Origin of the sequence: Pseudomonas brassicacearum (genome assembly GCF_000585995.1) — a bacterium.
Taxonomy (GTDB): domain Bacteria; phylum Pseudomonadota; class Gammaproteobacteria; order Pseudomonadales; family Pseudomonadaceae; genus Aquipseudomonas; species Aquipseudomonas brassicacearum_A.
On sequence record NZ_CP007410.1, the window covers coordinates 1,800,476 to 1,825,760 of the forward strand.

23 protein-coding genes are annotated in these 25,285 nt (G+C 58.6%); all 23 read left to right on the forward strand.

All coding sequences use genetic code 11. The features are described 5' to 3' along the window. Positions 1 to 221: 221 nt before the first annotated feature. Positions 222 to 995 (forward strand): glucose-1-phosphate cytidylyltransferase, encoded by a 774-nt coding sequence (rfbF, locus tag CD58_RS07800; protein WP_025212475.1) that lies wholly within the window; start codon positions 222 to 224, stop codon positions 993 to 995. Next, complete coding sequence (rfbG, locus tag CD58_RS07805) at positions 977 to 2,059, forward strand: CDP-glucose 4,6-dehydratase (protein WP_025212476.1); 1,083 nt, start codon at positions 977 to 979, stop codon at positions 2,057 to 2,059. Before rfbF ends, rfbG begins: the two co-directional genes overlap by 19 nt. Further along, positions 2,056 to 2,616 carry a dTDP-4-dehydrorhamnose 3,5-epimerase gene (gene rfbC / locus CD58_RS07810; protein WP_025212477.1) on the forward strand — a complete coding sequence of 187 codons (561 nt, stop codon included), beginning with the start codon at positions 2,056 to 2,058 and terminating at the stop codon, positions 2,614 to 2,616. Before rfbG ends, rfbC begins: the two co-directional genes overlap by 4 nt. Next, a complete protein-coding gene (locus CD58_RS07815) occupies positions 2,613 to 3,839 on the forward strand; it encodes a class I SAM-dependent methyltransferase (protein WP_025212478.1) in 1,227 nt (408 codons plus the stop codon). Before rfbC ends, CD58_RS07815 begins: the two co-directional genes overlap by 4 nt. Then, positions 3,836 to 4,693 carry an NAD-dependent epimerase/dehydratase family protein gene (locus tag CD58_RS07820; protein ID WP_025212479.1) on the forward strand — a complete coding sequence of 286 codons (858 nt, stop codon included), beginning with the start codon at positions 3,836 to 3,838 and terminating at the stop codon, positions 4,691 to 4,693. The genes CD58_RS07815 and CD58_RS07820 overlap by 4 nt, the downstream gene beginning before the upstream one ends. Further along, positions 4,683 to 5,753: a class I SAM-dependent methyltransferase gene (locus CD58_RS07825; protein ID WP_025212480.1), complete on the forward strand. Its 1,071-nt coding sequence runs from the start codon at positions 4,683 to 4,685 to the stop codon at positions 5,751 to 5,753. Before CD58_RS07820 ends, CD58_RS07825 begins: the two co-directional genes overlap by 11 nt. A gap of 15 nt (positions 5,754 to 5,768) precedes the next feature. Further along, a complete protein-coding gene (locus tag CD58_RS07830; RefSeq protein ID WP_025212481.1) occupies positions 5,769 to 6,506 on the forward strand; it encodes a cephalosporin hydroxylase family protein in 738 nt (245 codons plus the stop codon). A gap of 51 nt (positions 6,507 to 6,557) precedes the next feature. Continuing rightward, a complete protein-coding gene (locus tag CD58_RS07835; protein ID WP_025212482.1) occupies positions 6,558 to 9,491 on the forward strand; it encodes a TIGR00180 family glycosyltransferase in 2,934 nt (977 codons plus the stop codon). A gap of 102 nt (positions 9,492 to 9,593) precedes the next feature. Then, complete coding sequence (gene pseC, locus CD58_RS07840) at positions 9,594 to 10,763, forward strand: UDP-4-amino-4,6-dideoxy-N-acetyl-beta-L-altrosamine transaminase (protein WP_038436520.1); 1,170 nt, start codon at positions 9,594 to 9,596, stop codon at positions 10,761 to 10,763. Positions 10,764 to 10,851: 88 nt separating this feature from the next. Continuing rightward, positions 10,852 to 11,553 (forward strand): pseudaminic acid cytidylyltransferase, encoded by a 702-nt coding sequence (gene pseF, locus CD58_RS07845; protein WP_025212484.1) that lies wholly within the window; start codon positions 10,852 to 10,854, stop codon positions 11,551 to 11,553. Continuing rightward, positions 11,550 to 13,055, forward strand: coding sequence for a UDP-2,4-diacetamido-2,4,6-trideoxy-beta-L-altropyranose hydrolase (pseG, locus tag CD58_RS07850; protein WP_025212485.1), 1,506 nt, complete (start codon positions 11,550 to 11,552; stop codon positions 13,053 to 13,055). Before pseF ends, pseG begins: the two co-directional genes overlap by 4 nt. Beyond that, the gene (pseI, locus tag CD58_RS07855) at positions 13,048 to 14,100 is read left to right on the forward strand and encodes a pseudaminic acid synthase (protein WP_025212486.1); all 1,053 of its coding nucleotides are present in this window, start codon (positions 13,048 to 13,050) and stop codon (positions 14,098 to 14,100) included. Before pseG ends, pseI begins: the two co-directional genes overlap by 8 nt. 199 nt (positions 14,101 to 14,299) lie before the next feature. Continuing rightward, the gene (locus tag CD58_RS07860) at positions 14,300 to 15,226 is read left to right on the forward strand and encodes a ketoacyl-ACP synthase III (RefSeq protein WP_025212487.1); all 927 of its coding nucleotides are present in this window, start codon (positions 14,300 to 14,302) and stop codon (positions 15,224 to 15,226) included. Between the two features lie 84 nt (positions 15,227 to 15,310). Continuing rightward, positions 15,311 to 16,603 (forward strand): motility associated factor glycosyltransferase family protein, encoded by a 1,293-nt coding sequence (locus tag CD58_RS07865; RefSeq protein ID WP_025212488.1) that lies wholly within the window; start codon positions 15,311 to 15,313, stop codon positions 16,601 to 16,603. Further along, on the forward strand, positions 16,600 to 16,869 hold the full coding sequence (locus CD58_RS07870) for a hypothetical protein (protein ID WP_025212489.1): 270 nt from the start codon (positions 16,600 to 16,602) through the stop codon (positions 16,867 to 16,869). The genes CD58_RS07865 and CD58_RS07870 overlap by 4 nt, the downstream gene beginning before the upstream one ends. A 252-nt stretch (positions 16,870 to 17,121) precedes the next feature. Continuing rightward, on the forward strand, positions 17,122 to 17,973 hold the full coding sequence (locus tag CD58_RS07875) for a flagellin domain-containing protein (RefSeq protein WP_025212490.1): 852 nt from the start codon (positions 17,122 to 17,124) through the stop codon (positions 17,971 to 17,973). 72 nt (positions 17,974 to 18,045) lie between these two features. After that, positions 18,046 to 18,411 (forward strand): flagellar protein FlaG, encoded by a 366-nt coding sequence (locus tag CD58_RS07880; protein WP_025212491.1) that lies wholly within the window; start codon positions 18,046 to 18,048, stop codon positions 18,409 to 18,411. A gap of 82 nt (positions 18,412 to 18,493) precedes the next feature. After that, complete coding sequence (gene fliD / locus CD58_RS07885; protein ID WP_025212492.1) at positions 18,494 to 19,930, forward strand: flagellar filament capping protein FliD; 1,437 nt, start codon at positions 18,494 to 18,496, stop codon at positions 19,928 to 19,930. A gap of 133 nt (positions 19,931 to 20,063) precedes the next feature. Then, positions 20,064 to 20,459 (forward strand): flagellar export chaperone FliS, encoded by a 396-nt coding sequence (fliS, locus tag CD58_RS07890; RefSeq protein WP_025212493.1) that lies wholly within the window; start codon positions 20,064 to 20,066, stop codon positions 20,457 to 20,459. 10 nt (positions 20,460 to 20,469) lie between these two features. Beyond that, positions 20,470 to 20,766: a hypothetical protein gene (locus CD58_RS07895; protein ID WP_025212494.1), complete on the forward strand. Its 297-nt coding sequence runs from the start codon at positions 20,470 to 20,472 to the stop codon at positions 20,764 to 20,766. A gap of 169 nt (positions 20,767 to 20,935) precedes the next feature. Further along, positions 20,936 to 22,411 (forward strand): sigma-54 dependent transcriptional regulator, encoded by a 1,476-nt coding sequence (locus CD58_RS07900; protein WP_025212495.1) that lies wholly within the window; start codon positions 20,936 to 20,938, stop codon positions 22,409 to 22,411. 110 nt (positions 22,412 to 22,521) lie between these two features. Continuing rightward, the gene (locus tag CD58_RS07905) at positions 22,522 to 23,730 is read left to right on the forward strand and encodes a sensor histidine kinase (RefSeq protein ID WP_025212496.1); all 1,209 of its coding nucleotides are present in this window, start codon (positions 22,522 to 22,524) and stop codon (positions 23,728 to 23,730) included. Between the two features lie 5 nt (positions 23,731 to 23,735). Further along, positions 23,736 to 25,130 (forward strand): sigma-54-dependent response regulator transcription factor FleR, encoded by a 1,395-nt coding sequence (fleR, locus tag CD58_RS07910; protein ID WP_025212497.1) that lies wholly within the window; start codon positions 23,736 to 23,738, stop codon positions 25,128 to 25,130. The last annotated feature ends 155 nt before the right edge of the window (positions 25,131 to 25,285 follow it).

The window sequence follows — 25,285 nt, forward strand, 5'->3', positions numbered from 1 at the left end:
CCTCCCGCACAAACAGCGCTCAGTTCCCTTTCTAACCCTTACTCCCCCCGAAAAACCCGCCTTCCGAGCTGGCGCGTTTCCTGCAAGACCCCCTCATATCGCCATAAAACGAGCGCTTCCGGCGAATCGGAGCGCCCGGGTCGGCATTGAAGATGTAATTCCCGTGCCCGCAAAGCGAAACAACGCTTGGCCGAGCTCGGTGATGAACAAGAGGGGAGACGATGAAGGCAGTTATCTTGGCGGGTGGTCTCGGTACGCGGATCAGCGAGGAGTCGCACCTCAAGCCCAAGCCGATGATCGAAATCGGTGGTAAGCCAATTCTTTGGCACATCATGAAGCAGTATTCCGCTCATGGAATTCATGACTTCGTTATTTGCCTGGGCTACAAGGGCTATGCCATCAAGGATTTCTTCGCCAACTACTTCCTGCACACCTCCGATGTCACCTTCGACATGTGCAACAACCGCATGGACGTTCACCAGAACTACAGCGAACCGTGGCGCGTGACGCTCATCGACACCGGTGAAGACACCATGACCGGCGGACGGCTGCGTCGTGCGGCCCGTTACCTGGAAAATGAAGAAGCGTTCTGCTTCACCTATGGTGACGGTGTTTCGGACCTCAATATCGGCGCGCTGGTGGATTTTCATCTGTCACACGGCAAGCTGGCCACGGTCACTGCAGTCCAGCCTCCCGGACGCTACGGCGCGCTTGAACGCGATGGCGATAGCGTCCTGGGTTTCACCGAGAAACCACGGGGAGATGGTGGCTGGATTAACGGCGGTTTCTTCGTGCTCTCGCCCAAGGTCCTGCCTTATATCAACGACGATCAGACTTCCTGGGAAGCCGAGCCGCTGGCGGCACTGGCGACCGAGCAGCAGCTCCAGGCGTTTCAGCACGACGGTTTCTGGCATCCAATGGACACCCTGCGGGATAAAAACCACCTCGAAGCCCTGTGGCAAAGCGGGGAGGCCCCATGGAAGCAATGGGACTGAACCCAGAGTTCTGGCGCGGTAAGCGGGTGCTGGTCACCGGCCATACCGGCTTCAAGGGCAGTTGGCTGACGTTGTGGCTGCAAAGCCTGGGTGCCCAGGTCAGCGGCTTTTCCCTGGACCCGGCCACCAAACCGAGCCTGTTCGAGTTGGCCCAGGTGAGCGAGGGCATCGATGATAGGCGCGCTGACTTGCGCGACCTAGGCGCCTTGCTCGAAGTGCTCGCAGACGTGCAACCGCAGATTGTCCTGCACCTGGCGGCCCAACCGCTGGTGCGTGAGGGGTATCGCGATCCGTTGGGTACCTATTCCAGCAATGTCATGGGCACCCTTAACCTGCTCGAAGCGATCCGTCAGATCGGTGGCGTGCGCGCCTGTGTATTGGTGACCACCGACAAGGTCTACGCCAACCAGGAATGGTTGTGGCCCTATCGCGAAAATGAGCCCTTGGGCGGTCACGATCCCTACAGCAGCAGCAAGGCCTGCTGCGAATTGCTGGCGCAGTCTTATGCCGCTTCGTTTTTCTCCGCCGATCGTTACGCCGAACACGGCCTGGCCCTGGCCACGGCCCGAGCCGGAAACGTGCTGGGCGGCGGTGATTTCGCCCCTGAGCGCCTGATTCCGGACGTGCTCAAGGCCTGGTCGGCGGACGAGCCGGTGACGCTGCGTTATCCACAAGCCGTGCGCCCGTGGCAACACGCCTTGGAGCCGTTGGCCGGTTATCTACAGTTGGCCGCTGGCCTCTATGAGCAGGGGCCGGAATTTGCCGGTGCCTGGAACTTCGGCCCTGGCGAAGCCGACATGTGCAGCGTTGGCGAAGTCGTCCAGCTATTGGCCGAGCGCTGGCCGCAAGCGCCCGGCCTGCGCATCGAACCGAGCGACTTACATGAGGCCGGCTTGCTGCGCCTGGACAGCAGCCGCGCCCGGCAATTGCTGGGTTGGCAGCCGCGCTGGTCGTTGCAGCAGTGTCTTGCCCAAACCCTTGATTGGCATTTGGCGTGGCAGAACGGCGACGACATGCGCCAGGTCACGCTGGGTCAATTGAATCTGTACCGAGGCACGTTGTGAGCGAGTTCGCATTGAAGGCATTGCCGCTGGCCGGCTTGTTCAGCGTCCAGCACAAGCGCTTCGAAGACCAGCGCGGACATTTCGCCCGGTTGTTCTGCGAAGGCAGCCTGAGCGCGTTCGGCCAGCCGTTTCATATCCGCCAGATCAACCATTCCTGCACCCGTGAGCGGGGCAGCGTGCGTGGCCTCCATTATCAGAACGCAGCACAACCGGAAGCCAAGCTGATCACCTGCCTGCGCGGTGAAGTCTGGGACGTGGCCGTGGATCTACGACCCGATTCCGAAACATTCCTGCATTGGCATGCCGAGCAGTTGAAGGCGGGTGATGGCCGCAGCCTGTTGATCCCGGCCGGGTTTGCCCATGGGTTTCAGACCCTGACCGACGATGCCGAGCTGCTTTACTTGCATAGCGCCGACTACGCCCCGGAGCATGAGGGCGGCCTGTCGGTGAATGATCCGCGGCTGGCGATTGCCTGGCCGCTGCCTGTCAATAATCTGTCGGCCCGGGACAGCAGCCATCCCCTGCTCGACGAGCGTTTCGTTGGAGTGTCTTTATGAATTGCCGAGGTTGCGGGACTGCCCTGGCGTTGCCACTGATTGACCTTGGTACATCGCCACCTTCCAACGCCTATGTGAAGGCCGATCAGTTGGAGCAGGCTGAGCAATGGGTACCGCTCAAGGTCGCCGTGTGCCAGGAATGCTGGTTGGTGCAGACCGAAGACTACACTCGCGCCGACAGCCTGTTCGACGCCGAATATGCCTATTTCAGTTCGTTCTCCAGCACCTGGTTGACCCATGCCGAGCGCTACGTGGCCGAAATGGTCGAGCGCTTCGATCTGAACGCCGACAGCCGTGTGGTGGAAATCGCCGCCAACGACGGTTACCTGTTGCAGTTCGTAGCCAGGCGCGGCATCCCGTGCCTGGGGGTCGAGCCGACCAGTAGCACCGCCGAGGCGGCTCGCGCCAAAGGCCTGGAGATTCGCGAACTGTTCTTTGGCCGCGAAACGGCTTTGCAATTGAAGAGCGAAGGCTGGGCTGCCGATCTGATGGCGGCCAATAATGTGCTGGCCCATGTGCCGGACATCAATGATTTCCTCGCCGGTTTCGCCACGCTGCTGAAACCAACGGGGGTGGCCACGTTCGAGTTTCCACAGCTACTGACGCTGATGGCCGGGCAGCAGTTCGATACGCTCTATCATGAACACTTTTCCTACCTGTCGCTCACGGCGGTGCAGACCCTGTGTGAGCGCAATGGCCTGGAGGTGTTCGACGTCAGCCAACTGTCGACCCACGGCGGTTCGTTGCGGGTGTTTGTGCAGCGTGCCGATGGTATTCGTCGTCCGGTACAGGTCACGGTACAACGGCAATTGCAGGCTGAGCTGGATGCGGGCGTGAAAACCGCCGCGTACTACGCCACCCTGGCGCCGGCTGCCGAGGCCATCAAGCATGGCTTGCTGCGCTTTCTGTTGCAGGCCAAGGCCGATGGCAAGCGTGTGGTCGGTTATGGCGCGGCGGCCAAGGGCAACACGTTGCTCAACTACGCTGGGGTCAAGCCTGACCTGCTGGCCTGGGTGGCGGACGCCAACCCGCACAAACAGGGCAAGTATTTGCCGGGCAGCCGGATTCCCATCGTGTCGCCCGAGCGTATCGCGGCAGAGAAACCCGATTACGTTCTCGTCCTTCCCTGGAACTTGCTGAGCGAAGTCAGCCAACAGTTGGCTGAGGTTCGCCAATGGGGCGGGCAATTCGTCATCGCGGTGCCTGAGTTGACGGTGCTATGAAGGTTTTAGTGACCGGTGCCACCGGATTTGTCGGCCGTCATCTGGTTGCGGCCTTGCTCGCTCGCGGTTGCCAGGTTCGAGCCGTCGCGCGCCGGGTGGAGCCGGCCAGAGCATTGCCCTGGTTCGACCAAGTTGAATTCGTCGCGACCGATGTCCACGCGGAAGAACTGGACGTCGTTGCGTTGACCGAGGGGGTCGATGCCTTGGCGCATCTGGCGTGGCCGGGACTGCCAAATTACCAGGCACTGTTTCATTTCGAACACAACTTGATGGCCGACTATCAGTTCATCAAACAGGCCGTCCTGGCGGGGGTCGGGCAGGTGCTGGTGACTGGCACCTGTTTCGAATACGGCCTGCAAAGCGGGCCACTCGACGAACAGACTGCGCCGCAACCGGCCAACCCTTACGGGTTGGCAAAAAATACCTTGCGCCTGTTTCTTGAACACCTGCAACGCGAGCACCCGTTTACCCTGCAATGGGCACGTTTGTTCTACCTGCATGGTGCCGGCCAGAACCCCAGCAGCCTGCTCGCGGCGCTGGACCGGGCCATCGATGCCCAAGCCTCGGTATTCGATATGTCCGGGGGCGAGCAACTGCGCGATTATCTGGCAATCGAAACAGCCACTGCTTATCTGGCGAGTCTGCTGTCGCGGCGCGAATTCAATGGTGTCGTCAATTGCTCAAGTGGCGAACCGGTGTCGGTTCGCGCGCTTGTAGAAGCGCGGCTGCGTGAGCGTGGCGCGGCCATTCGCCTGAACCTGGGCCATTATCCCTATCCGACTCACGAACCCATGGCGTTCTGGGGCGTGGCCGAACGTTTGCACACCTTGTTGGGAGCCGAACATGATGCGTGAGCTGTACCGGGCCACCGGCCTTCCGGTTCTGCAGAACCGTACCTTCGCCGATGAGCAGTCGGCCAGAGCCTCGGCGAGTGCCGATATGGTCCTGGTCCAGGACGAAGTGAGTGGGTTGGTTTTCAATCGGGCATTCGATGCGGACAAACTCAGCTATGACAGCGATTACCAGAATGAACAGGCTCATTCCGGTCAGTTCCAGCAGCATCTCGCTGACGTGGAAGGCGTCATCGCCCGGCATTTCAGCGGCCAGGAACTGATCGAAGTCGGTTGTGGCAAAGGCTATTTCCTGGAGCTGCTCAAAGAGCGCGGCTATGCCATCACCGGCATCGACCCGGCTTATGAAGGCGACAATGCTGACGTGATCAAGGCTCCGTTCACCCGCGATCTAGGCCTGTCGGCTGACGCGGTGGTGCTGCGTCACGTGCTGGAGCATATCCAGGACCCGGTGGCGTTTCTTGCTGAAATTGCAGCGGCCAATCGAGGCGGCCAGATTTACATCGAAGTGCCGTGCCTGGACTGGATCCTGGAGCATCGTGCCTGGTTCGACCTGTTCTACGAGCACGTCAATTATTTCCGCCTCGATGACCTACGCCGGATGTTCGGTACGGTACATGAGGCCGGGCACCTGTTCGGCGGTCAGTACCTGTACATCGTCGCTGACCTGGCCACGTTGCGCCTGAAGCCGGAACAGCCCGTTCCAGCCTTGCAATTGCCCGACGAATTCACCGCCAGTCTCGGGCGGGCGGTGCAGATCATCCAAGCTTCGCCGCGGCAGGGTTCGGCGATCTGGGGGGCATCCTCCAAGGGTGTGATCTATTCGCTGTTCCTGCAACGAGCCGGTGTCGCAGTGGACTGCGTGGTGGATATCAATCCTGCCAAGCAGGGACGGTATCTGCCGTTGAGTGGTGTGCGGGTTTCCTCGCCCGAGGAGGCGATGGGTGCTCTGCCTGAAGGGGCGCATGTTTTTGTAATGAATTCCAATTACCTCGAAGAGATCAAGCGGATGACCGGTGGGCGCTACGTCTACCACGCCGTTGACAGCGCTTCGTTCCAATAACCGCGAGATTCGAAAATGACAGACAACACTATCCATAAAGCTTTCGAAGCCCAATGCCAGACCGAAATCGCCGGTCAAGGCCAAGACCAGAAACTCGTTGGCTTGGCCAAGGAGTTTTTCAACGAATCGGCGCGCCACAAGTACAGCTACCATTTTTCCTGGATGGGCCGGCCGATCATCCAGTTGCCCCAGGACATGATGGCGATGCAGGAATTGATCTGGCAGATCAAGCCTGACCTGATCATCGAATGCGGCATCGCCCACGGCGGTTCGATCATTTATTACGCCTCGTTGCTGGAGCTGCAGGGCCATGGCGAAGTGCTGGGCATTGACCTGGATATCCGTCCCCATAACCGTGAAGCCATCGAGAGCCACCCGATGAGCAAGCGCATCTCGATGATCGAAGGTTCGAGCATCGATCCGGCCATCGCCGAGCAGGTCCATGCAGCGGCCAAGGGCAAGAAAGTCATCCTGGTGCTCGATTCCAACCACACCCATGACCATGTGCTCGAAGAGCTGCGCCTATACGCGCCGCTGGTTTCGGTGGGCAGCTATTGCGTAGTGATGGACACGGTAGTGGAAGACATGCCGGCGGACTTTTTCCCGGACCGTCCATGGGGCCCGGGCGACAACCCGAAAACCGCAGTATGGAAATACCTTGAAGAAAATGGTGACTTCGAAATCGACCGGCAGTTGCAGAACAAGCTGCTGATCACCGTCGCACCGGATGGCTATCTGCGTCGGGTTCGTTAATCCATCCGTTTCAAGTCATTGGCGTCTGGCAGGTTGTGGGGACTAGGAAATATGCAGGTTCGAAATATGCTTCAAAGCAACGAGGCACCGCTGAGCGAGCGGTTCACCGTGGTGGTCATCTCCCACAACCGCAGCGCATTCCTGCGCCGTACATTGCATTACTACAGCAGCTATCCGTGCTCGGTGCTGGTGCTTGATTCGTCGGTTGAGCGCGATGAGCAAATCCCCCGGGATTTTCCGTCGGTCGATTATCGCCATCTGCCTCAGTTCACTTATAAAGGGCTTCAGGAAAAACTCACCTATGGTGTCAACGAGGTCAGGACGCCTTACATGGTGTTCGCCGCCGATGATGATTTTCTACTGCACGATGCACTGACCGAATCGGTAGAGTTTCTCGAGGCCAACCCCGACTACGGCCTGTGCCATGGCTACGGGATCATGTATCTGTCCTGCGCGACCGAGGTGAATTACTTCCGTCGCGATCGCAAGGTGCATGAGGATTACGACAGCGAACTGGCCGAGGACCGTGTGATCCGTTTCATGGATCAATTCCTGCCGCCGTTCTATGCCGTGACCCGCACTGACCTGCTGCAACAGTGGTACGGCATGCTGCCGCCAGGGACCAGTTTCGAGTGGCAGGAAATCGGCCATACTTTTTACCTGTTGGCCTGCGCCAAGGCGCGGATCCTGCCAATTCCGTTCGCCGTCCGCGAACTCAACTACGGCGGTTCAGAGCACAACACCAACGTGTTGACCGTGCTCAGCTACAAAGATGCAAAAAGTGTCGCCGAGCGAGAGCAATTCGCCGAGTTCCTGGCGTCCCTTCCGACACCGCTGCGCGAGCAGGCTCCGGGGCGGATCAAGCAGATTGCTCTGGACAGCTTCGCGGCCATGGCTGACTGCCTGCTGCAGGGACGCTCACTCAAAGGCACACAGATCATTCGTTCCGCATGGTTGGAGGCCGGTGGCGAGCCTGTCCGTTCGTTTGGCCCGCAGCAATTTGTCGAGATGCCTTTTTACAACAAGCGGGTATTCGATCTCTTGACCGAGTTTGAATTCCTGTTGCATGCCATGCCAGCCGGTCGTCTGCAGCTTCAGCAGTTGGAAGGCATTCTGCTGCGCCAACATGAACTGATGCGCGTGCAGCCCAACGATAACGAGCGCACCTTGCGCAGCCGTTTGTGGGAAGCCCAAGGTCTCTATGCGTTCAACCGTACCGTGGTCAAACGCTTGGCCGAATCGTTGAAAACCAGTGAAGAACCTGATGAGGCGATGAAGTTGCAGGCCTGGGCGGAGCGGCTGGACTCGGTGCCGGGGCAGCAGGATCGCCGGTTGCTGGAAAACATGCACTCTGGTCGTCTATTGAGCTGGCTTGAAGCGCGCAACCCGGACGCACAACAGCTCGCTTCCATCGCTGCTCATCTGTCCGAGCATCAGGGCGGACCGCGCTTTGGCATTCTGCTGTTGGACCTGGATGCTGACATGTTCAAGCTGCAGGCTACTTTCGACAGCTTGGTCAGCGGCCATGGCAAAGCTTTCAACGTAGTGGTGTTCACCACCGGCGACCTGCCGGCGACCACTACCGTGCGTGATACGGTGCACTTCGTCAAAGTCAGCACCACCAATTATGTCGAGCGCATCAATCAGATCATCGGGCAGTCGACTGCTGACTGGATGGTGCTGGCCGAGGCCGGTGACCAGTTCACCCCGAGCGGCCTGTTGCGCGCCAGCCTCGAGCTGATCGGTGCCGACGGCGTGCGCGCGGTGGCCATGGATGAAATCCAGCGCAAGGCTGACGGCAGCCTCACCGACGTGTTCCGCCCGGGCGTCAACCTCGATCTGCTGCAATCGGTGCCCTCGTTGATGGCTCGTCACTGGCTGATTCGTCGTGATGTGCTGGTCCAGGCTCGCGGCTTTACCGCTGAATACACCCAGGCCCTGGAACTGGATCTGCTGTTGCGCCTGATTGAAGACGCAGGATTGGCCGGCCTGGCACACCTGGCCGAGCCGTTGCTGATCTGCAATGCTCCGGCGGAAGAGGAAAAGCCCCAGGAGCGTCAGGTACTGACGCGCCACCTGGCCGCCCGCGGCTATCGCGCCCAGGTCACCTCGGCGCTACCGCTGACATACCAGATCGATTACCAGCATGCCGAGCGGCCACTGGCGTCGATCATTCTCGAGAGTCGAGACAATTTTGAGCAGGTGCAGCGTGCGCTGGTCAGCGTGCTGCAACGCACCCGCTACCATCGGCATGAAATATTGGTCGCCGATAACCACAGCCAATCCGAGGAACTGGCTCAGTGGCTCGATAGCCTGGAAGGCAAGGGCGAGCGGATCCGTATTCTGCGCAGCGACCGGCGCCTCAGTGCGTCGGCCCTGTACAACTGGGCGAGCGCGCAGGCCAAGGGCGAGTACCTGGTGCTATTGTCGGCCGAAGTGCAAGTGATCAATGCCAACTGGCTCGACAGCCTGCTCAATCAGGCCCAACGGCCCGAGGTGGGGATTGTCGGCAGTAAGCAAATGGATAACCGTGGTATCACCACGCAGGCTGGGCTGGTGCTGAAGCCCGATGGCAGGGTGGCCTCGGTGTTCGTTGGCGAACGCAAGGACGCCAAGGGCTATCTCAACGGCCATCAGGCGGAGCAGAACCACTCGGCGGTGTCTGGTGCTTGCCTGATGATTCGCAAGGACCTGTTCGAAGCCGTGGGCGGCCTGGACGAAGAACATTTCGCCGAAGCCCTAGCCGACATCGACCTGTGCCTGAAAGCGGCTGACGCGGGCTACCTCACCGTCTGGACGCCCCAGGCCCAGATGCTGCATCCAGGTTCATTTGCCGAGGCGCCTCAGGCGACCGGCGCCCTGCACGACAAGTGGCAAGCGCGCTTCGAGCACGACACCGTTCGCAATCCCAACCTGGCCCTGACCGACACTGGCTTCGCGCTGGGCACTGCCACTGCGGTGGATTGGTCGCGGTTGCTTGCATAGGTTTGGCTGTTCAAAAAGGATTCAATGTATGGTCAATGACAAACGGAATTTCAAAAAATCGTGCATGCACGGGTTGCCTACCTCATACGTTGAGTCTCAATTATGACGCCGTATCGAATTCCTTATGGCAGGCAAAGCATCAATCAGGCGGATATCGACGCTGTCATGGAGGTGCTTACGTCGCCCTGGCTGACCCAAGGCCCTACTATTGAACGTTTTGAGAAGGCTCTGGCTGAGCATTGTCAGGCGAACCATGCAATCGCCGTTTGCAACGCCACGGCAGCTTTACATATCGCCTGTCTCGCCGCAGGGCTGGGGCCGGGAGATCGCCTTTGGACGAGCCCGAACACTTTTGTAGCATCGGCAAACTGCGGGCGCTACTGCGGGGCTGAAGTCGATTTTGTTGATATTGATCCGGGCACGCTGAATCTTGATGCGAAGTTACTGGCGGACAAGCTTGCAACCGCCGAGCTAGCTGGAAAGCTGCCCAAGATTGTCGTGGCGGTCGCTTTTGCAGGGCAGAGTTGCGACATGCAGGCCATTTCGCAACTGTCCGCGCGTTATGGCTTTACATTGATAGAAGATGCTGCTCACGGAGTGGGTGCGTCCTATCTAGGGCGCCCGGTAGGCTGTGGGCAATACGCGGCAATGACTATTTTCAGTTTCCATCCTGTCAAAATTATCACCAGTGCCGAGGGCGGCATGGTGCTGACCAACCATGCGGAGTTTGCCGAGCGTCTTCGGCGATTGCGAAGCCACGGGATTACAGGTGATCCTCGGCAGATGAGCGTACCCGACACAGGTCTTTGGTATTACCAGCAGTTGGAGCTGGGCTTCAATTACCGCATGACTGACCTTCATGCCGCATTAGGTTTGTCTCAATTGGCGCGCCTGGATGCTTTCGTAGCCAGACGTCGTCAGTTGGCTGCACGTTATGATGCCTTGTTGGCGGATCTGGCAGTCACTTTGCCTGTCGCTCAGCCTGGGGCGGAATCTGCGTGGCACCTTTATGTTGTGCGATTGAAGCTGGCTCATATCAAATTGAGCCAAACACAAGTCTTTGAAGCCTTGAGAGCCGCGGGGTTGGGCGTGAACCTGCACTACATTCCTGTGCACCTGCAGCCTTACTACCAAGCCTTAGGCTTCAAGGGTGGCGATTTTCCTGAAGCCGAGCGTTATTTCGGTGAAGCGATCAGTCTGCCGCTTTATCCCGATCTGACGGATGAACAGCAGGTTGAAGTGGTAGAGATCTTGCGACAGACATTGAAATGAATATAGGACCTGAGCGATTTGAAGAGATGCAGTCTGGAGGCCGAGAGTTTAGCCTTCATGGCGAAAGAACGTCGTTGAGAAAATGCTCTTGAGCTTGATCGCCATCATTCCCGCCCGTGGCGGCAGCAAACGGATTCCGCGCAAGAACCTGAAGCTGTTCGATGGCGTGCCGATGATTGTCCGTTCGATTCAGGCCGCTTTGGCATCACAGCTCTTTGATGAAGTTGTAGTCAGCACCGACAACGAAGAAATCGCCGAGCTGGCGCGGATCCACGGAGCGCAGGTTCCGTTCATGCGGCCGATTGCGTTAGCCGATGATTTTACGGGAACGACAGCGGTGGTCGCTCATGCCTTGGGTGAGTTGCATGAGCGGTCGTTCGACTTTGCCTGTTGCATCTATGCCACCGCTCCGCTATTGCAGGCGCGGTTTCTGCGTCAGGGGCTGCAGTTGTTGCGTGATCATCCGGATAAGTCATTCGCGTTTTCGGTGACCAGTTTTGGCTTTCCCATTCAACGTGCCTTGACCCTGGATGAGCAGGGCGCGCTTACACCTCTCTATCCTCAGTTTCGCGAGACTCGTTCCCAGGACTTGCCCGAAGCGTTCCAGGACGCCGGTCAGTTCTACTGGGGGCGCCGGGAGGCTTGGTTGCGCGGTGACGTACTCTTTTCACCCAAGAGCTTGCCGGTGGTCCTGCCTCGTCATCTGGTACAGGACATCGACACACCAGAGGATTGGAAGCGAGCCGAATACCTCTACGCCGCGTTGAAGGCAGGTGGGGAGCTGAAATGAGGGTTTTGATCCGCGCTGACGCTTCGCCAGCCATTGGCAGCGGACACATCGCCCGCTGCCTGACCCTGGCTCGTGTGTTGCGTGGGCACGGCGCGCATGTTGCGTTTGCCTGTCGCCAGTTGCCAGGACATCGCTTACAGGCGTTGGCGGCGGAGGGCTTCGAGACGTTCGCCTTACCGGATTTCTATCCTGGGGAGGATCCGCAGCAGGCCATTGAATCCTTGCTGCCGTGGCAGGAGGATATCGCGGCGTTGCAACAGGTATCGAGCGACCAACCTGGTTTCGATTGGGTTATCGTCGATCATTATGGCCTGGACCATCATTGGCAGACGGCTGCTCGGCGTTTTGCCCCAAGAATCATGGCAATGGATGATCTGGCGACCCGTACCTACAGCGTCGATCTGCTGCTCAACCAGAACTTGTCTGGTACCCGGGCCGCCTACACGGGTTTGTTGCCCGAGTCTTGCCGGACGCTACTCGGACCGCGTTACGCCCTGTTGCGCGATGAGTTTCGCTGTGAGGCGATTGACATCAAGCCCAGGGCCAGGCGAGTGCTGGTTAACTTTGGCGGGTTTGATGCGGCGATGCAAACCCACCACGCCATGTTGGCGTTGGCGGATTTTCCGGAGCTTGAAGTCGATTTTGTTGCCGGTGCGGACAACCCGGCCTGGGCTCGGATGCAGATGATGGCAGCGAGTCGACCCAACTGGCGCTTGCACAGCTTTGTCAGGCATTTCCATCAGCTCATGATCGAAGCTGATTTGTTCATTGGTGCCGGTGGCGGTACCAGTTGGGAGCGCGCCGCCATGGGCCTGCCCACGATCTGCATCGCGGTGTCGAATAATCAGCATGCCAATAGCGAGGCGATGGCGACGTTTGGAGCCCACGTTTATCTCGGCCCTCGAGAGAACGTCACGGTCGGACAGTTGCGCCAGGCCATCGGTTTCGTGGCAGACAATCAAGGCTTGCGCAAAAGCTTGGCCGAGCATTCCCGGCGGTTGGTCGATGGTTTGGGTGCCCAACGGGTCGCCGTCACGCTGGCCGGTGCATTGTTGAGGGTTCGCCCAGCGACACAGGCCGATGCCCAATTGATTTTCGAAGGTCGTAACGCCGAGGCTGTACGCCGTGTATCGTTGGATGCATCAAGCATTGACTGGAGCAGTCACTGCCAATGGTTGCACGCAAGCCTGGTCAACGAGCAACGCCTGCTATTGGTCGGCGAAGCGGCGGACGGACCGATAGGGGTATTGCGCTATGACCTGCAAGGCAATGACGCGCTCGTGTCCATTTATCTGTTTGAAGACCGCATCGGGCTTGGCTGGGGAAGGGCGTTGCTGGCCCGCGGCGAAGCGTTTGCCGCTGCCCACTGGCCTCAGTTACGAAGCCTCAGTGCTCATATATTGCCCGCCAATTCAGCCTCCCTGAGTCTGTTTAGCCAGGGCGGTTTTACTCAGAATACTTGCGTGTTTACGCGCAAATTGAAGGATCACCTCCATGGCTAGTTTCAAGATCGGCCACTGTGTCATTGGGGCTGAGGCACCGCCTTTCATCATTGCCGAAATGAGTGGCAACCATAACCAGTCCCTGGAGGTGGCGCTGGAGATCGTCGAGGCCGCGGCCAGGGCCGGTGCGCACGCTTTGAAACTGCAGACCTACACCGCCGAGACCATGACGCTGGATCTGAATGAGGGTGAATTTTTCATCAAGGATCCCAACAGCCTGTGGGCTGGAACGTCGCTTTATGAGCTGTATGAAAAAGCCCACACACCGTGGGAATGGCACGCTCCGATTTTCGCCCGGGCCAAGGCGCTGGGCATGTTGGCGTTCTCGACGCCGTTTGACGAGACGGCCGTGGATTTTCTTGAAGCCCTCGATGTGCCGGCCTACAAGATCGCCAGCTTCGAAAACACCGATCTACCGCTGATCCGGCGAGTCGCCGCCACCGGCAAGCCGTTGATTATTTCCACCGGCATGGCGAGCGTTGCTGAACTCGACGAAACTGTACGGGCGGCCCGAGAGGCCGGTTGCAAGGATCTGGTATTGCTCAAGTGCACCAGCACCTATCCGGCCACCCCGGCCAACAGCAATGTGCGTACTATCCCTCATCTGCGGGAATTATTCGGCTGTGAGGTGGGGTTGTCGGACCACTCCATGGGGGTTGGCGTGTCTGTCGCCGCTGTGGCGTTAGGGGCAACCGTGGTCGAGAAACACTTCACTCTCGACCGCGCGGCGGGTGGGGTAGACGCCAGTTTCTCCCTTGAACCTGCGGAGCTGGCGGCGCTGGTGATTGAAACCGAGCGTGCCTGGCAAGCCATGGGGCAAGTGCACTATGGCGTGACCGAGGCTGAGCGCAAGTCGCTGATCTATCGGCGTTCTCTGTACGTGACGCAAGACATGAGCCCCGGCGACGCGTTTACAGCACAAAACGTCCGGGCTATTCGCCCAGGTCTCGGACTGCCTCCCAAGTACGCCGACTCTCTGATGGGCCGTTGTGCTCGTCAAGCCATCAAACGCGGCACTCCATTGGCTTGGTCGCTGGTTGAATAGCCCTTTCAAAAAGGGCTTATTCGGAAAATTGGCGTGACCTACGAGTCATAACGCGCATCTTCACTGTATTGTATTGACCGGGAAGATGGCGCCTGGCCCTTATCAGGCCCAGTGATAGCCCTTTACACTTCCCGCTTGTCGGCGCCCCTCGATTCCTTGCGAGCGGTGGTATTGGGCTGTTTTTGATTGGGAAGCCGTAATGATTGGCATAAAAAGCATTGCGAGCTACGTTCCTGTAGCCGGCGTGGACAATTACGCACAAGGTGCAAAATTTGAAAAGGATGAAGAATTCATCCTTGGCAAGATTGGTTCGGCCTTCTTGCCACGCAAGGATGACGGGCAGGAAACCTCGGACCTATGTGTTGAAGCGGTCAACGCGCTGTTTGCCAACAATCCCGGCCTGAAACGCGAATCTGTCGACGTGCTGATTGTCGTTACACAGAATGGCGATGAAGAAGGCTTGCCTCACACGGCAGCCATCGTCCAGGACAAGCTCGGCTTGCCTACCACGGTGGCGGCGTTTGATATCTCCCTGGGCTGCTCGGGTTATGTCTATGGCATCTACGCCATCAAGGGCTTCATGGAGGCCGCTGGCCTGAAGAATGGCTTGCTGGTGACCGCCGACCCGTACTCGAAAATCGTCGACCCGGAAGACCGCAACACCACGATGCTGTTTGGCGACGCCGCCACCGCCACCTGGATGGGTGAAGATGCGCCGTGGCAACTGGGCAAGGCCAAGTTCGGCACTGACGGCTCTGGTGCCCCGCACCTGAAGGTCAGCGATGGCGTATTCTTCATGAACGGCCGCCAGGTGTTCAACTTCGCCTTGCTCAAGGTGCCGGCCCACCTGCATGAGTTGCTCGCCGATTCCGATCTGCAAGCCAGCGACATTGATGCGTTTTGCATTCACCAGGGCAGCGCGGCAATTGTCGATGCGGTGGCACGGCGTTTCGAGGGCGAGCCGGAAAAGTTCATCAAGGACATGGTCGAGACTGGGAACACCGTGTCGTCGAGCATTCCGTTGCTGCTGGAAAAGCACGTGCTCGATTCCGATTGGAAGCGCGTGGCCTTGAGCGGTTTCGGCGTAGGTCTGTCATGGGGCTCGGCGATCATCTATCGCCCTTGAGCCACTAAACCCAGACACAAAAAATAGCGTCCAAGGTGTAACCTTGAACGCTATTTTTTTTGCCTCACGCGAAAGCGAGACACCATGAGCGAGTTCTTTGAGCGCAATCTCCAGATAATCCAGCAGCGTTGGCCTGCCTTGGCTGAGCGCTTGTCAGTGGAGAATGTCGGTGAATTGCAGGCCGATCTGGTAGAGGGGCTTGGCTCGACCTTGAGCGTCAACGGTATCCAACTGACCAGTCGACATGACCGTCTCGCCGAGGCAGACCTTCAAGCCGCCAGTCTGCCGCTGAGCGCCTCCATTGTGCATGTCTACGGCACCGGGCTGGGCGATCTGCAGAATCGCTTGCTGGAGCGGGACGGGCTTGAACGGTTATTTGTGCATATCCTCAACGGTGCGGTGTTCGCCCTGGTGCTGCAGGTGCTGGATCAATCTCCCTGGCTTGCCGATCCGAGAGTGGTGCTGCTCTATGCCGGTGATCTGGCGGAAATCCAACTGCCATTTTTCGCACTCCCCGCTGAGTTGGTGCTGGCCGATGATTACAGCGCCAAGATTCGTGATCGATTGATCAGTGAAATTCATCTGGACTTCACTAACCGAGCGTTCGACCCTCAGTCCGCTGAGATTGTCGAGCGTTTGCAATCGACTTTCAGTCTTGTGCGCAAAGATCGTGACGTTGCCGAGCTGTTCGGCACCTTAAACGGGCGTGAGGCGTTTGTCGTTGCCACCGGTCCCAGTCTTGAGCAGCACTTCGAGAAACTGCGTCATCTGAGCAAGCAAGCCGAGCGACCGTTGTTGATTTGTGTCGATACGGCTTACCGACCGTTGATCAATCATGGCATTGCCCCGGATATCGTGGTCAGCATCGACCAGCGTATCTCGGCGCGTCATCTTCCACCCGAAAGCACCGACGGCATTGCCCTGGTTTATCTGCCGATGGCCGACCCCGTGGTGATCGGAGCGTGGCGGGGACCGCGTTACGCCGGTTACTCCTCGAGTCCTGTCTACCGTCAGATGCGGGGACAGCTGCGCCGGGCCGAACTCCATGTAGGCGGCAGTGTGATTCATCCGGCTGTCGATCTGGCGGTGAAAATGGGCGCTGCGCAGGTCACGCTCTTCGGTGCCGATTTTGCTTTTCCCCATGACAGGACTCATGCAGGTTGGGGTGACGGTGACTTGGGGCCGCAACTGGGCGCGTCCAGGCATTGGGTGCTCGATGGGTATGGCCGGCGAGTCAAGACCCAGCTCAATTTCCGCAGTTACCTCTGCGAGCTGGAGCGTTTTATTGTCGGGCACCCCCAGGTGCGTTTCCATAACAGCAGTCGGGACGGGGCAATGATTGTCGGCACTGATTTCCACCCGGAGTATGTGCAATGAGCCAACTTCAAGGGCTGGTCGATGACGCCCGTGAATGCGCACGCCTGTTTCGTCTCGGAAGGGATGTTGAGGCGGGGTTGGCAATGGTCGCGCTGATTGAGTCGGCTCAACCTTTGGTTGAACGGATGCCAGGCGATGTCCCCTCGTCATGGAACACGCTACTTGCCTTGATGCTGAATGAGCAGCAGACGCAGAACTGGATCTCCTTAGCCGATTATCTTGAGTACGAGTGGGTCCAACTGCTGACCGCTGGTCAGTCGATCTGAGTTTTTTTGCCGCCGCACCACCGCCATTAGTCTCCAGTGACGCCAACGGCGTTTCCCTGACGCCATTTTTCTACCCTTCAATCGCCGCCAAGTCCTTGATTTACGAGGGGTGGCACCCTGATGGCAAAAATTTTGAAAAAACTGCTAAAGCAAGTTCCGATTACGACGATAACTATTACGAAGGTTCTCTAGGCCACACCCGGCGGTTGCCAGGGCCGGAAGCCGCAGTACCCAACCAACGAGGAATTCGTCATGGCTTTAACAGTAAACACCAACGTCACATCGTTGAACGTTCAGAAGAACCTGAACAAGGCTTCCGATGCTCTGTCCACTTCGATGACCCGTCTGTCGTCCGGCCTGAAAATTAACAGCGCCAAAGACGACGCCGCCGGCCTGCAGATCTCCACTCGTATGACCTCGCAAATTCGCGGTCAGACTGTTGCGATCAAGAACGCCAACGATGGTATCTCCATCGCTCAGACCGCTGAAGGCGCTCTGCAGGAATCCACCAACATTCTGCAGCGTATGCGTGAACTGGCCGTACAGGCACGAAACGACAACAACGGTACAGCTGACCGTGATGCTCTGAACAAAGAATTTGCTCAGATGTCGGACGAACTGACCCGTATCGCCGACTCCACCAACCTCAACGGCAAGAACCTGATCGACGGTTCCGCTGGTACCATGACCTTCCAGGTCGGCTCCAACACCGGTGCTACCAACCAGATCACTCTGACCCTGAGCGACAGCTTCGACGCTGCCACCCTGAGCGTTGACTCTGCTGCCATCGCGATCAGTGCTGCAGACAGTGCTGAAGCTGAAACCAACACCTCAGCTGCAATCGACGCGATCGACGCTGCTCTGGCGACCATCAACGCCAGCCGTGCGGACCTCGGTGCTGCTCAGAACCGTCTGACCAGCACGATCTCCAACCTGCAGAACATCAACGAAAACGCCGCTGCTGCACTGGGCCGTGTACAAGACACCGACTTCGCTGCTGAAACTGCCCAACTGACGAAGCAGCAGACTCTGCAGCAAGCGTCTACTTCGGTTCTGGCCCAGGCCAACCAACTGCCATCCGCTGTACTGAAGCTGCTTCAGTAATAGCTGGATGAGTTTTAGCGGGGGAGTGCGCTTGCGTACTCTCTCGCTTTTTCCGTTCAAGAGGTGATGGACATGGATATGAGCGTGAAGCTGAACTTGTCTTATCCAGCTGCGAAGCCGGCCCCGACAGTTGCCGACAAACCAGTGGAGAAGCCTCGAGCCGAGGCCGCCAGTTTGGCGTCGGTCAAAGATGAGTCCAAAGATCCAGCGGCCGAGAAAGACAAGCTCAAACAAGCGGTTCAGGAAATTGAAAAGTTTGTGCAGTCGGTCAAGCGTAACTTGGAGTTTTCTATTGATGAGCCTTCAGGCAAAGTAGTGGTCAAAGTAATTGCCAGTGGTTCCGGTGAAGTGATTCGCCAGATTCCCAATGAAGAAGTTCTGAAACTGGCCAATAGCTTGAATGATGCAAACAGCCTGTTGTTCAGCGCAGAAGCCTGACAGCTGGCACGAATTTTGTTGTTCGGTTCTTTGAGTGTTGTAATAGCGCCAAAGGTCGCCGACACACTGAAGGGAGTCCCACATGGCAAGTCCAATTCTACCTGGCTTGGGTTTAGGCTCTGGCCTTGACACTGGTGCTATCGTCAAGGCATTGGTGGATTCTGACAAAGCAGCCAAGCAAGGTCAGATAGACCGTGCCACCAAGACCAATACCTCCAATATTTCCGGGATTGGCACCCTGAAGTCTCTGTTGGCTACCTTCCAGTCTACGTTGAAGGCCTTGGGCAGCACGACCACCCCTCAATTTACTGGCGTTGTCGCCACTTCGGCCAACACCAGTGCGTTGACGGTGACGGCGGGCAACTCGGCGGTAAGCGGTACCTACACGGTAAACGTCACGCAACTGGCCACTTCTTCAAAGGTTGCGACGGCTGCTTTTGCCGGTGGGGCTAGCAGTGCGGTGGCGGCCGGTACGCTGACTATCAGCCAGGGGGGCACGGATTACGCCCTTGATATCCCGGCTGATTCGACGCTGCAGTCGGTTCGGGACGCCATTAACAGCAAGTACTCCTCCAGCGGTCTGACCGCCAACATCGTGACCGACAGCTTTGGTTCACGTTTGGTGGTCGGCTCGACTAAAACCGGTGCGGGTAACGATATCTCCCTCAGCGGTATTGCCAGCCTTGCGGCTGACGGCTCCGTTCCAATGGTCTCGCCACCTACCGCGAATTCTTCAGGGTCTCTGGGGCTTGCCCAGGACGCCAAGTTCACTGTTGACGGCCTGGAGATGACCAGCAAAACCAACAAGCTGGACAACGTGGTCTCGGGCCTGAGTATGACGTTGCTCGTCGAGGACACTGGCCCGACAACCGTTACCGTTGCCACCAACAGCGATGGTCTGAAGGCTTCGATCCAGAAGTTCGTCGATGCTTATAACGCTGTTGCGAAGGCCGTGACGTCCCTGACCAAGCCGACCACAGATGCTGAGGGTAACTCGGTTCCCGCGGCCTTGACCGGTGACTCGTTGCCTCGCTCACTGTTGGCGGCCATTCGCGCGCCTTTGTCTGAGGCCGGTGCAGGTGACAAGCTGACGGTTCTTTCTCAGTTGGGGATCACCACCAATCAGACGACCGGCGCTCTAGATTTCGACAGTGGGAAATTCACCACTGCGTTGAATGACAAGCAGTTGGGTGGGGAGGTCCAAACACTGTTCGCAGGTGAGAATGGCCTGCTTGAGCGCATGGATAACGCCATCAAGCCGTACACGGAAGGCAAAACGGGGGCGGGTGGTGTTGGGAGCTCAGAGGCCATCCTGACTACCCGCTCCAAGAACCTCGACGTTATCAAGAATAAGTTGTTCGAAGACCAGCAGGCTCTTGATCGCCGGATCGAGACGCTGACCGCCGTACTGACCAAGAAGTACAACGACATGGACACCCTGGTAGGCAGGCTGAAAGCCACCGCCAGCAACATCACTTCCATGTTCGAAGCGATGACGGCACAACAGAAGAACAGCTGATTCTTGATCGATACAAAAAGCCCGGCAGTGTTTTGACAACGCTCCGGGCTTTCGGCTTTTTCGGTCTAAAGTTTTTTGACGCAGCGTCGATACGCTGTTTATACGAACCGAAGTTTTTTTGATGAGGTAGAACATGAATCCGATGTTAGCCCTTCGCCAATACCAGAAGATTGGCGCCCAGGCGCAAACCTCCGAAGCAAGCCCCCATCGTCTGGTGCAGATGCTCATGGAAGGCGGTCTGGACCGTATCGCCCAGGCCAAGGGTGCGATGGAGCGTAAGGATATCCCGAACAAAGGCGTGTTGATCAGTAAGGCCATCGGTATCGTCGGTGGCCTGCGCGAAGGCCTGGACCTGGAAAATCAGGCCGAGTCGGTAACAGAGCTGGATAACCTTTATACCTACATGATGAAACGCCTGGCCGAAGCCAACGCCAAGACCGATCCGAAGATCCTCGACGAAGTGGCAGATCTGCTTCGCACGGTCAAGGAAGGCTGGGATGCCATCGCCACGCCTGGTCCGCAATTCTAGGAGTACTCTCATGAGTCTTGTCTTGCAGCGTATCGAACACACCCGTGATGCCTTGGTCGATGCCTTGGCCGAGCGCAATTGGGAGGCCATCGGTCAATTGGACCTGGCGTGCCGTTCCTGCATGGAAGACGTCCTGAGCGAGCCTGGGGTGGACGAAGCGGCGTTGCGTAATAATCTTGAGGAGTTGCTGGGTGTGTACCGGCAATTGCTGGAGGCGGCGACAGGGGAGCGTCAGGCGATCGTTGACGAGATGTCGCAGATCCATCAAGCACAGAGTGCGGCAAAGGTTTACCATCTGTTCGGTTAATACTCAGTTAATCCGAACCATGTGCGCCATAAATTTGACTGTGCGCGGTTTTTTGACTTAACTAGTGGCTGTAACCAGATTTCAGGCGTCTACAGGCATGACAAGTCTGCAAGCGTCTAGCTTGCCCCCAAATTCCGGGCATTGAGTTGACTAGGGAAGTTGCTATTGCATGTGGCGTGAAACCAAAATTCTCCTGATCGATGACGATAGCGTCCGCCGCCGCGACTTGGCGGTGATCTTAAATTTTCTTGGCGAAGAAAATTTACCCTGCGGAAGCCATGACTGGCAGCAGGCCGTCGGCTCTTTGTCGTCCAGTCGTGAAGTCATTTGTGTCCTGATTGGGACCGTCAATGCGCCCGCGACTCTTTTGGGCTTGTTAAAGACACTCTCGACCTGGGATGAGTTCCTTCCGGTTTTGTTAATGGGCGAAAATTCTTCCATTGACTTGCCTGAAGACCAGCGCCGGCGGGTACTTTCGACCCTCGAAATGCCGCCCAGCTACAGCAAATTGCTGGATTCGCTGCACCGCGCCCAGGTTTATCGCGAGATGTACGACCAGGCCCGCGAGCGCGGCAGGCATCGCGAACCCAATCTTTTCCGCAGCCTTGTCGGCACCAGCCGGGCGATCCAGCACGTGCGCCAGATGATGCAGCAGGTGGCCGATACCGACGCCAGCGTGTTGATCCTTGGCGAATCGGGCACCGGTAAGGAAGTGGTTGCGCGCAACCTGCATTACCACTCCAAGCGTCGCGAAGCGCCCTTCGTGCCGGTCAACTGCGGTGCGATTCCTGCCGAGTTGCTGGAGAGCGAGCTGTTTGGCCACGAGAAGGGCGCCTTCACCGGCGCAATCACTAGCCGGGCCGGGCGTTTCGAGCTGGCTAACGGCGGCACGCTGTTCCTCGATGAAATCGGCGACATGCCGTTGCCGATGCAGGTCAAGCTGCTGCGGGTCCTGCAAGAACGTACTTTTGAACGCGTGGGCAGTAACAAGACCCAGAGCGTCGACGTACGGATCATCGCCGCGACCCACAAGAATCTCGAAACCATGATCGAGATCGGCAGTTTCCGTGAAGACCTCTATTACCGCCTCAACGTATTCCCGATTGAAATGGCGCCGCTGCGTGAGCGGGTCGAAGACATTCCGCTGCTGATGAATGAGCTGATTTCGCGCATGGAGCACGAAAAGCGCGGTTCGATCCGCTTCAACTCGGCGGCGATCATGTCCCTCTGTCGTCATGGCTGGCCGGGCAACGTCCGTGAGCTGGCCAACTTGGTGGAGCGCATGGCGATCATGCATCCGTACGGGGTGATCGGCGTGACTGAATTGCCGAAAAAATTCCGCTACGTCGATGACGAAGACGAGCAAATGGTCGACAGCCTGCGCAGCGATCTGGAAGAGCGGGTGGCCATCAACGGCCATACGCCGGATTTCACCGCCAATGCCTTGCTGCCGCCGGAAGGCCTGGACCTCAAGGACTATCTGGGCGGCCTGGAGCAAGGGCTCATCCAGCAGGCCTTGGACGATGCCAACGGTATCGTGGCCCGTGCGGCGGAACGCCTGCGCATCCGTCGTACCACCCTGGTGGAGAAGATGCGCAAGTACGGCATGAGCCGTCGCGAAGGAGATGAACAGGCGGATGATTGACGCCTGTTTTCCAACCGCCTGATTTTCAGGCGGTTTTTTTTCGGCACGGGTATTGCTATAGCCCTCGCAACGTTCCGTTTAACTGACGGTCAGCCAAGCGAGAGAGCCCGATGACCCAAGCCGCCCAGATGTCTCCTGTCCCCGAGCCGGGGCTCATGCCGTCCGCTGAGCAGGCAAGCCGGCTTGGACTTGAGCAGGCGTTTTCGCTGTTTAATCAGATGTCCAGCCAGCTGACCGATTCCTACAGCCTGCTCGAAGCCCGGGTCACCGAGCTCAAGGGCGAGCTGGCGGTGGTCAGTGCCCAGCGCATGCAGGAATTGGCGGAAAAGGAACGCCTGGCTAATCGCCTGCAAAATCTGCTCGATCTGTTGCCTGGTGGCGTCATTGTCATCGATGCCCACGGCCGTGTACGCGAGGCCAACCCGGCCGCCTGCGAGTTGCTTGGCCTGCCGCTGGAAGGTGAGTTGTGGCGGCATGTCATCGCTCGTTGCTTCGCCCCTCGTGAAGACGACGGCCATGAGGTGTCGCTCAAGGATGGTCGTCGCCTGTCCATTTCGACGCGTTCGCTGGACGCCGAGCCTGGGCAGTTGGTGCTGCTCAACGATCTGACTGAAACCCGTCACCTGCAAGATCAACTGGCCCGTCATGAACGCCTGTCTTCCCTGGGGCGGATGGTGGCGTCGCTGGCTCATCAGATTCGCACACCGCTTTCTGCCGCCCTGTTGTACGCCAGTCATCTGACTGAACAGCAACTGCCAATGGAAACCCAGCAGCGGTTTGCCGGGCGCCTCAAAGAGCGCTTGCACGAGCTGGAGCATCAGGTGCGCGACATGCTGGTATTCGCCCGTGGCGAACTGCCGCTGACCGACCGTGTAACCCCCAAGGTCCTGCTGCAATCCTTGCAGGCCGCGGCGTTGACCCATGTGCAGGATTTGCCGATCCGCTGGCAGTGCGACAGCCATGCCGGTGAGGTGCTGTGTAACCGCGACACTCTGGTGGGCGCGGTATTGAACCTCATCGAAAATGCAATCCAGGCCAGCGACGGCAACGTCCGCCTGAAGGTGCACTTGTATACGCGCGACAACACCTTGCGCCTGTGCGTCAGTGACAGTGGCAGCGGTATCGAGCCGGCCGTGCTGGCGCGTCTGGGTGAGCCGTTTTTCACCACCAAAACCACCGGTACCGGCCTGGGCCTGACCGTCGTCAAGGCCGTGGCCCGTGCGCATCAGGGAGAGTTGCAATTGCGCTCGCGGCTGGGGCGCGGCACCTGTGCGCTGGTGCTCTTGCCGCTGTTTTCCAGCGCGCCGAGTGTGGAGTAAGGGTCATGGCGATCAAGGTGTTACTGGTTGAGGATGACCGGGCCCTGCGCGAAGCGCTGGCCGATACGCTGGTACTGGCCGGGCATGATTACGCCGCCGTCGGTTCGGCGGAAGAGGCGTTGCTGGCGGTGGGGCGGGAAGCGTTCAGCCTGGTGGTCAGTGACGTCAATATGCCCGGCATGGACGGTCACCAATTGCTCGGCCTGTTGCGCGCCCGCCAGCCGCAACTGCCGGTATTGCTGATGACCGCCCACGGTGCCGTCGAGCGCGCGGTGGATGCCATGCGTCAAGGCGCCGCGGATTATCTGGTCAAGCCGTTCGAGCCCAAGGCGCTGTTGGATCTGGTGGCTCGTCATGCCCTGGGCAGTCCCGTCATCGAAGGTGAGGGGCCGGTGGCACTCGAGCCGGCCAGCGCGCAGTTGCTGGAATTGGCCGCGCGGGTAGCGCGCAGCGATTCGACGGTGTTGATTTCCGGCGAGTCAGGTACCGGCAAGGAAGTGCTGGCACGCTATATCCACCAGCAATCCCGGCGCGCCAACGAACCGTTCATTGCTATCAACTGTGCGGCGATTCCCGACAACATGCTCGAGGCCACGCTGTTCGGTCACGAAAAAGGTTCGTTCACCGGCGCCATCGCGGCCCAGGCCGGCAAGTTCGAGCAAGCCGATGGCGGCACCATTTTGCTGGATGAAATTTCTGAAATGCCCATGGGGCTGCAGGCCAAGTTGTTGCGGGTGTTGCAAGAGCGGGAAGTGGAGCGGGTCGGTGCGCGCAAGCCCATCAGTCTGGACATCCGTGTGGTGGCGACCACCAACCGTGACCTGGCCGGCGAAGTGGCGGCGGGGCGTTTCCGGGAAGACCTTTACTATCGCCTGTCGGTATTTCCGCTGGCCTGGCGCCCTTTGCGCGAGCGCACGGCCGATATCCTGCCGCTGGCCGAGCGCTTGCTGGCCAAGCACGTCAACAAAATGAAGCATGCGGCCGCCCGGTTGTCGCCCCAGGCCCAGGCTTTCCTGATTGCCTACCCCTGGCCCGGTAACGTGCGAGAGTTGGATAACGCCATTCAGCGGGCCTTGATCCTGCAGCAGGGCGGTTTGATCCAGCCGGAAGATTTCTGCCTGAGCGGGCCGGTGGCCTGTGCGCCGTTGCCTGCGCTGTCGCCTTCATCGGCACCGACGCTCGTTCCCCCGATGGAAGTGGAAGGGGAGTCGGCGGGCGCCTTGGGAGACGACCTGCGTCGTCGTGAATTCCAGATGATCATCGATACCCTGCGCGCCGAGCGTGGCCGCCGCAAGGAGGCCGCCGAGCGCCTGGGGATCAGTCCGCGTACCCTGCGCTATAAGCTGGCGCAAATGCGTGACGCTGGAATGGACGTCGAGGCCTACCTCTTCGCCAGTTGAAATCCTTGTGGGAGCGAGCTTGCTCGCGATAGCGGTCGATCAGTCAGATTGATGTTGAATGTGAATGAGGCATCGCGAGCAAGCTCGCTCCCACAGAGGGGCGCGCATTTGTTTCTTTCGGCCATGGAGCTGGCACCCTTGTTGCTAACACCTGT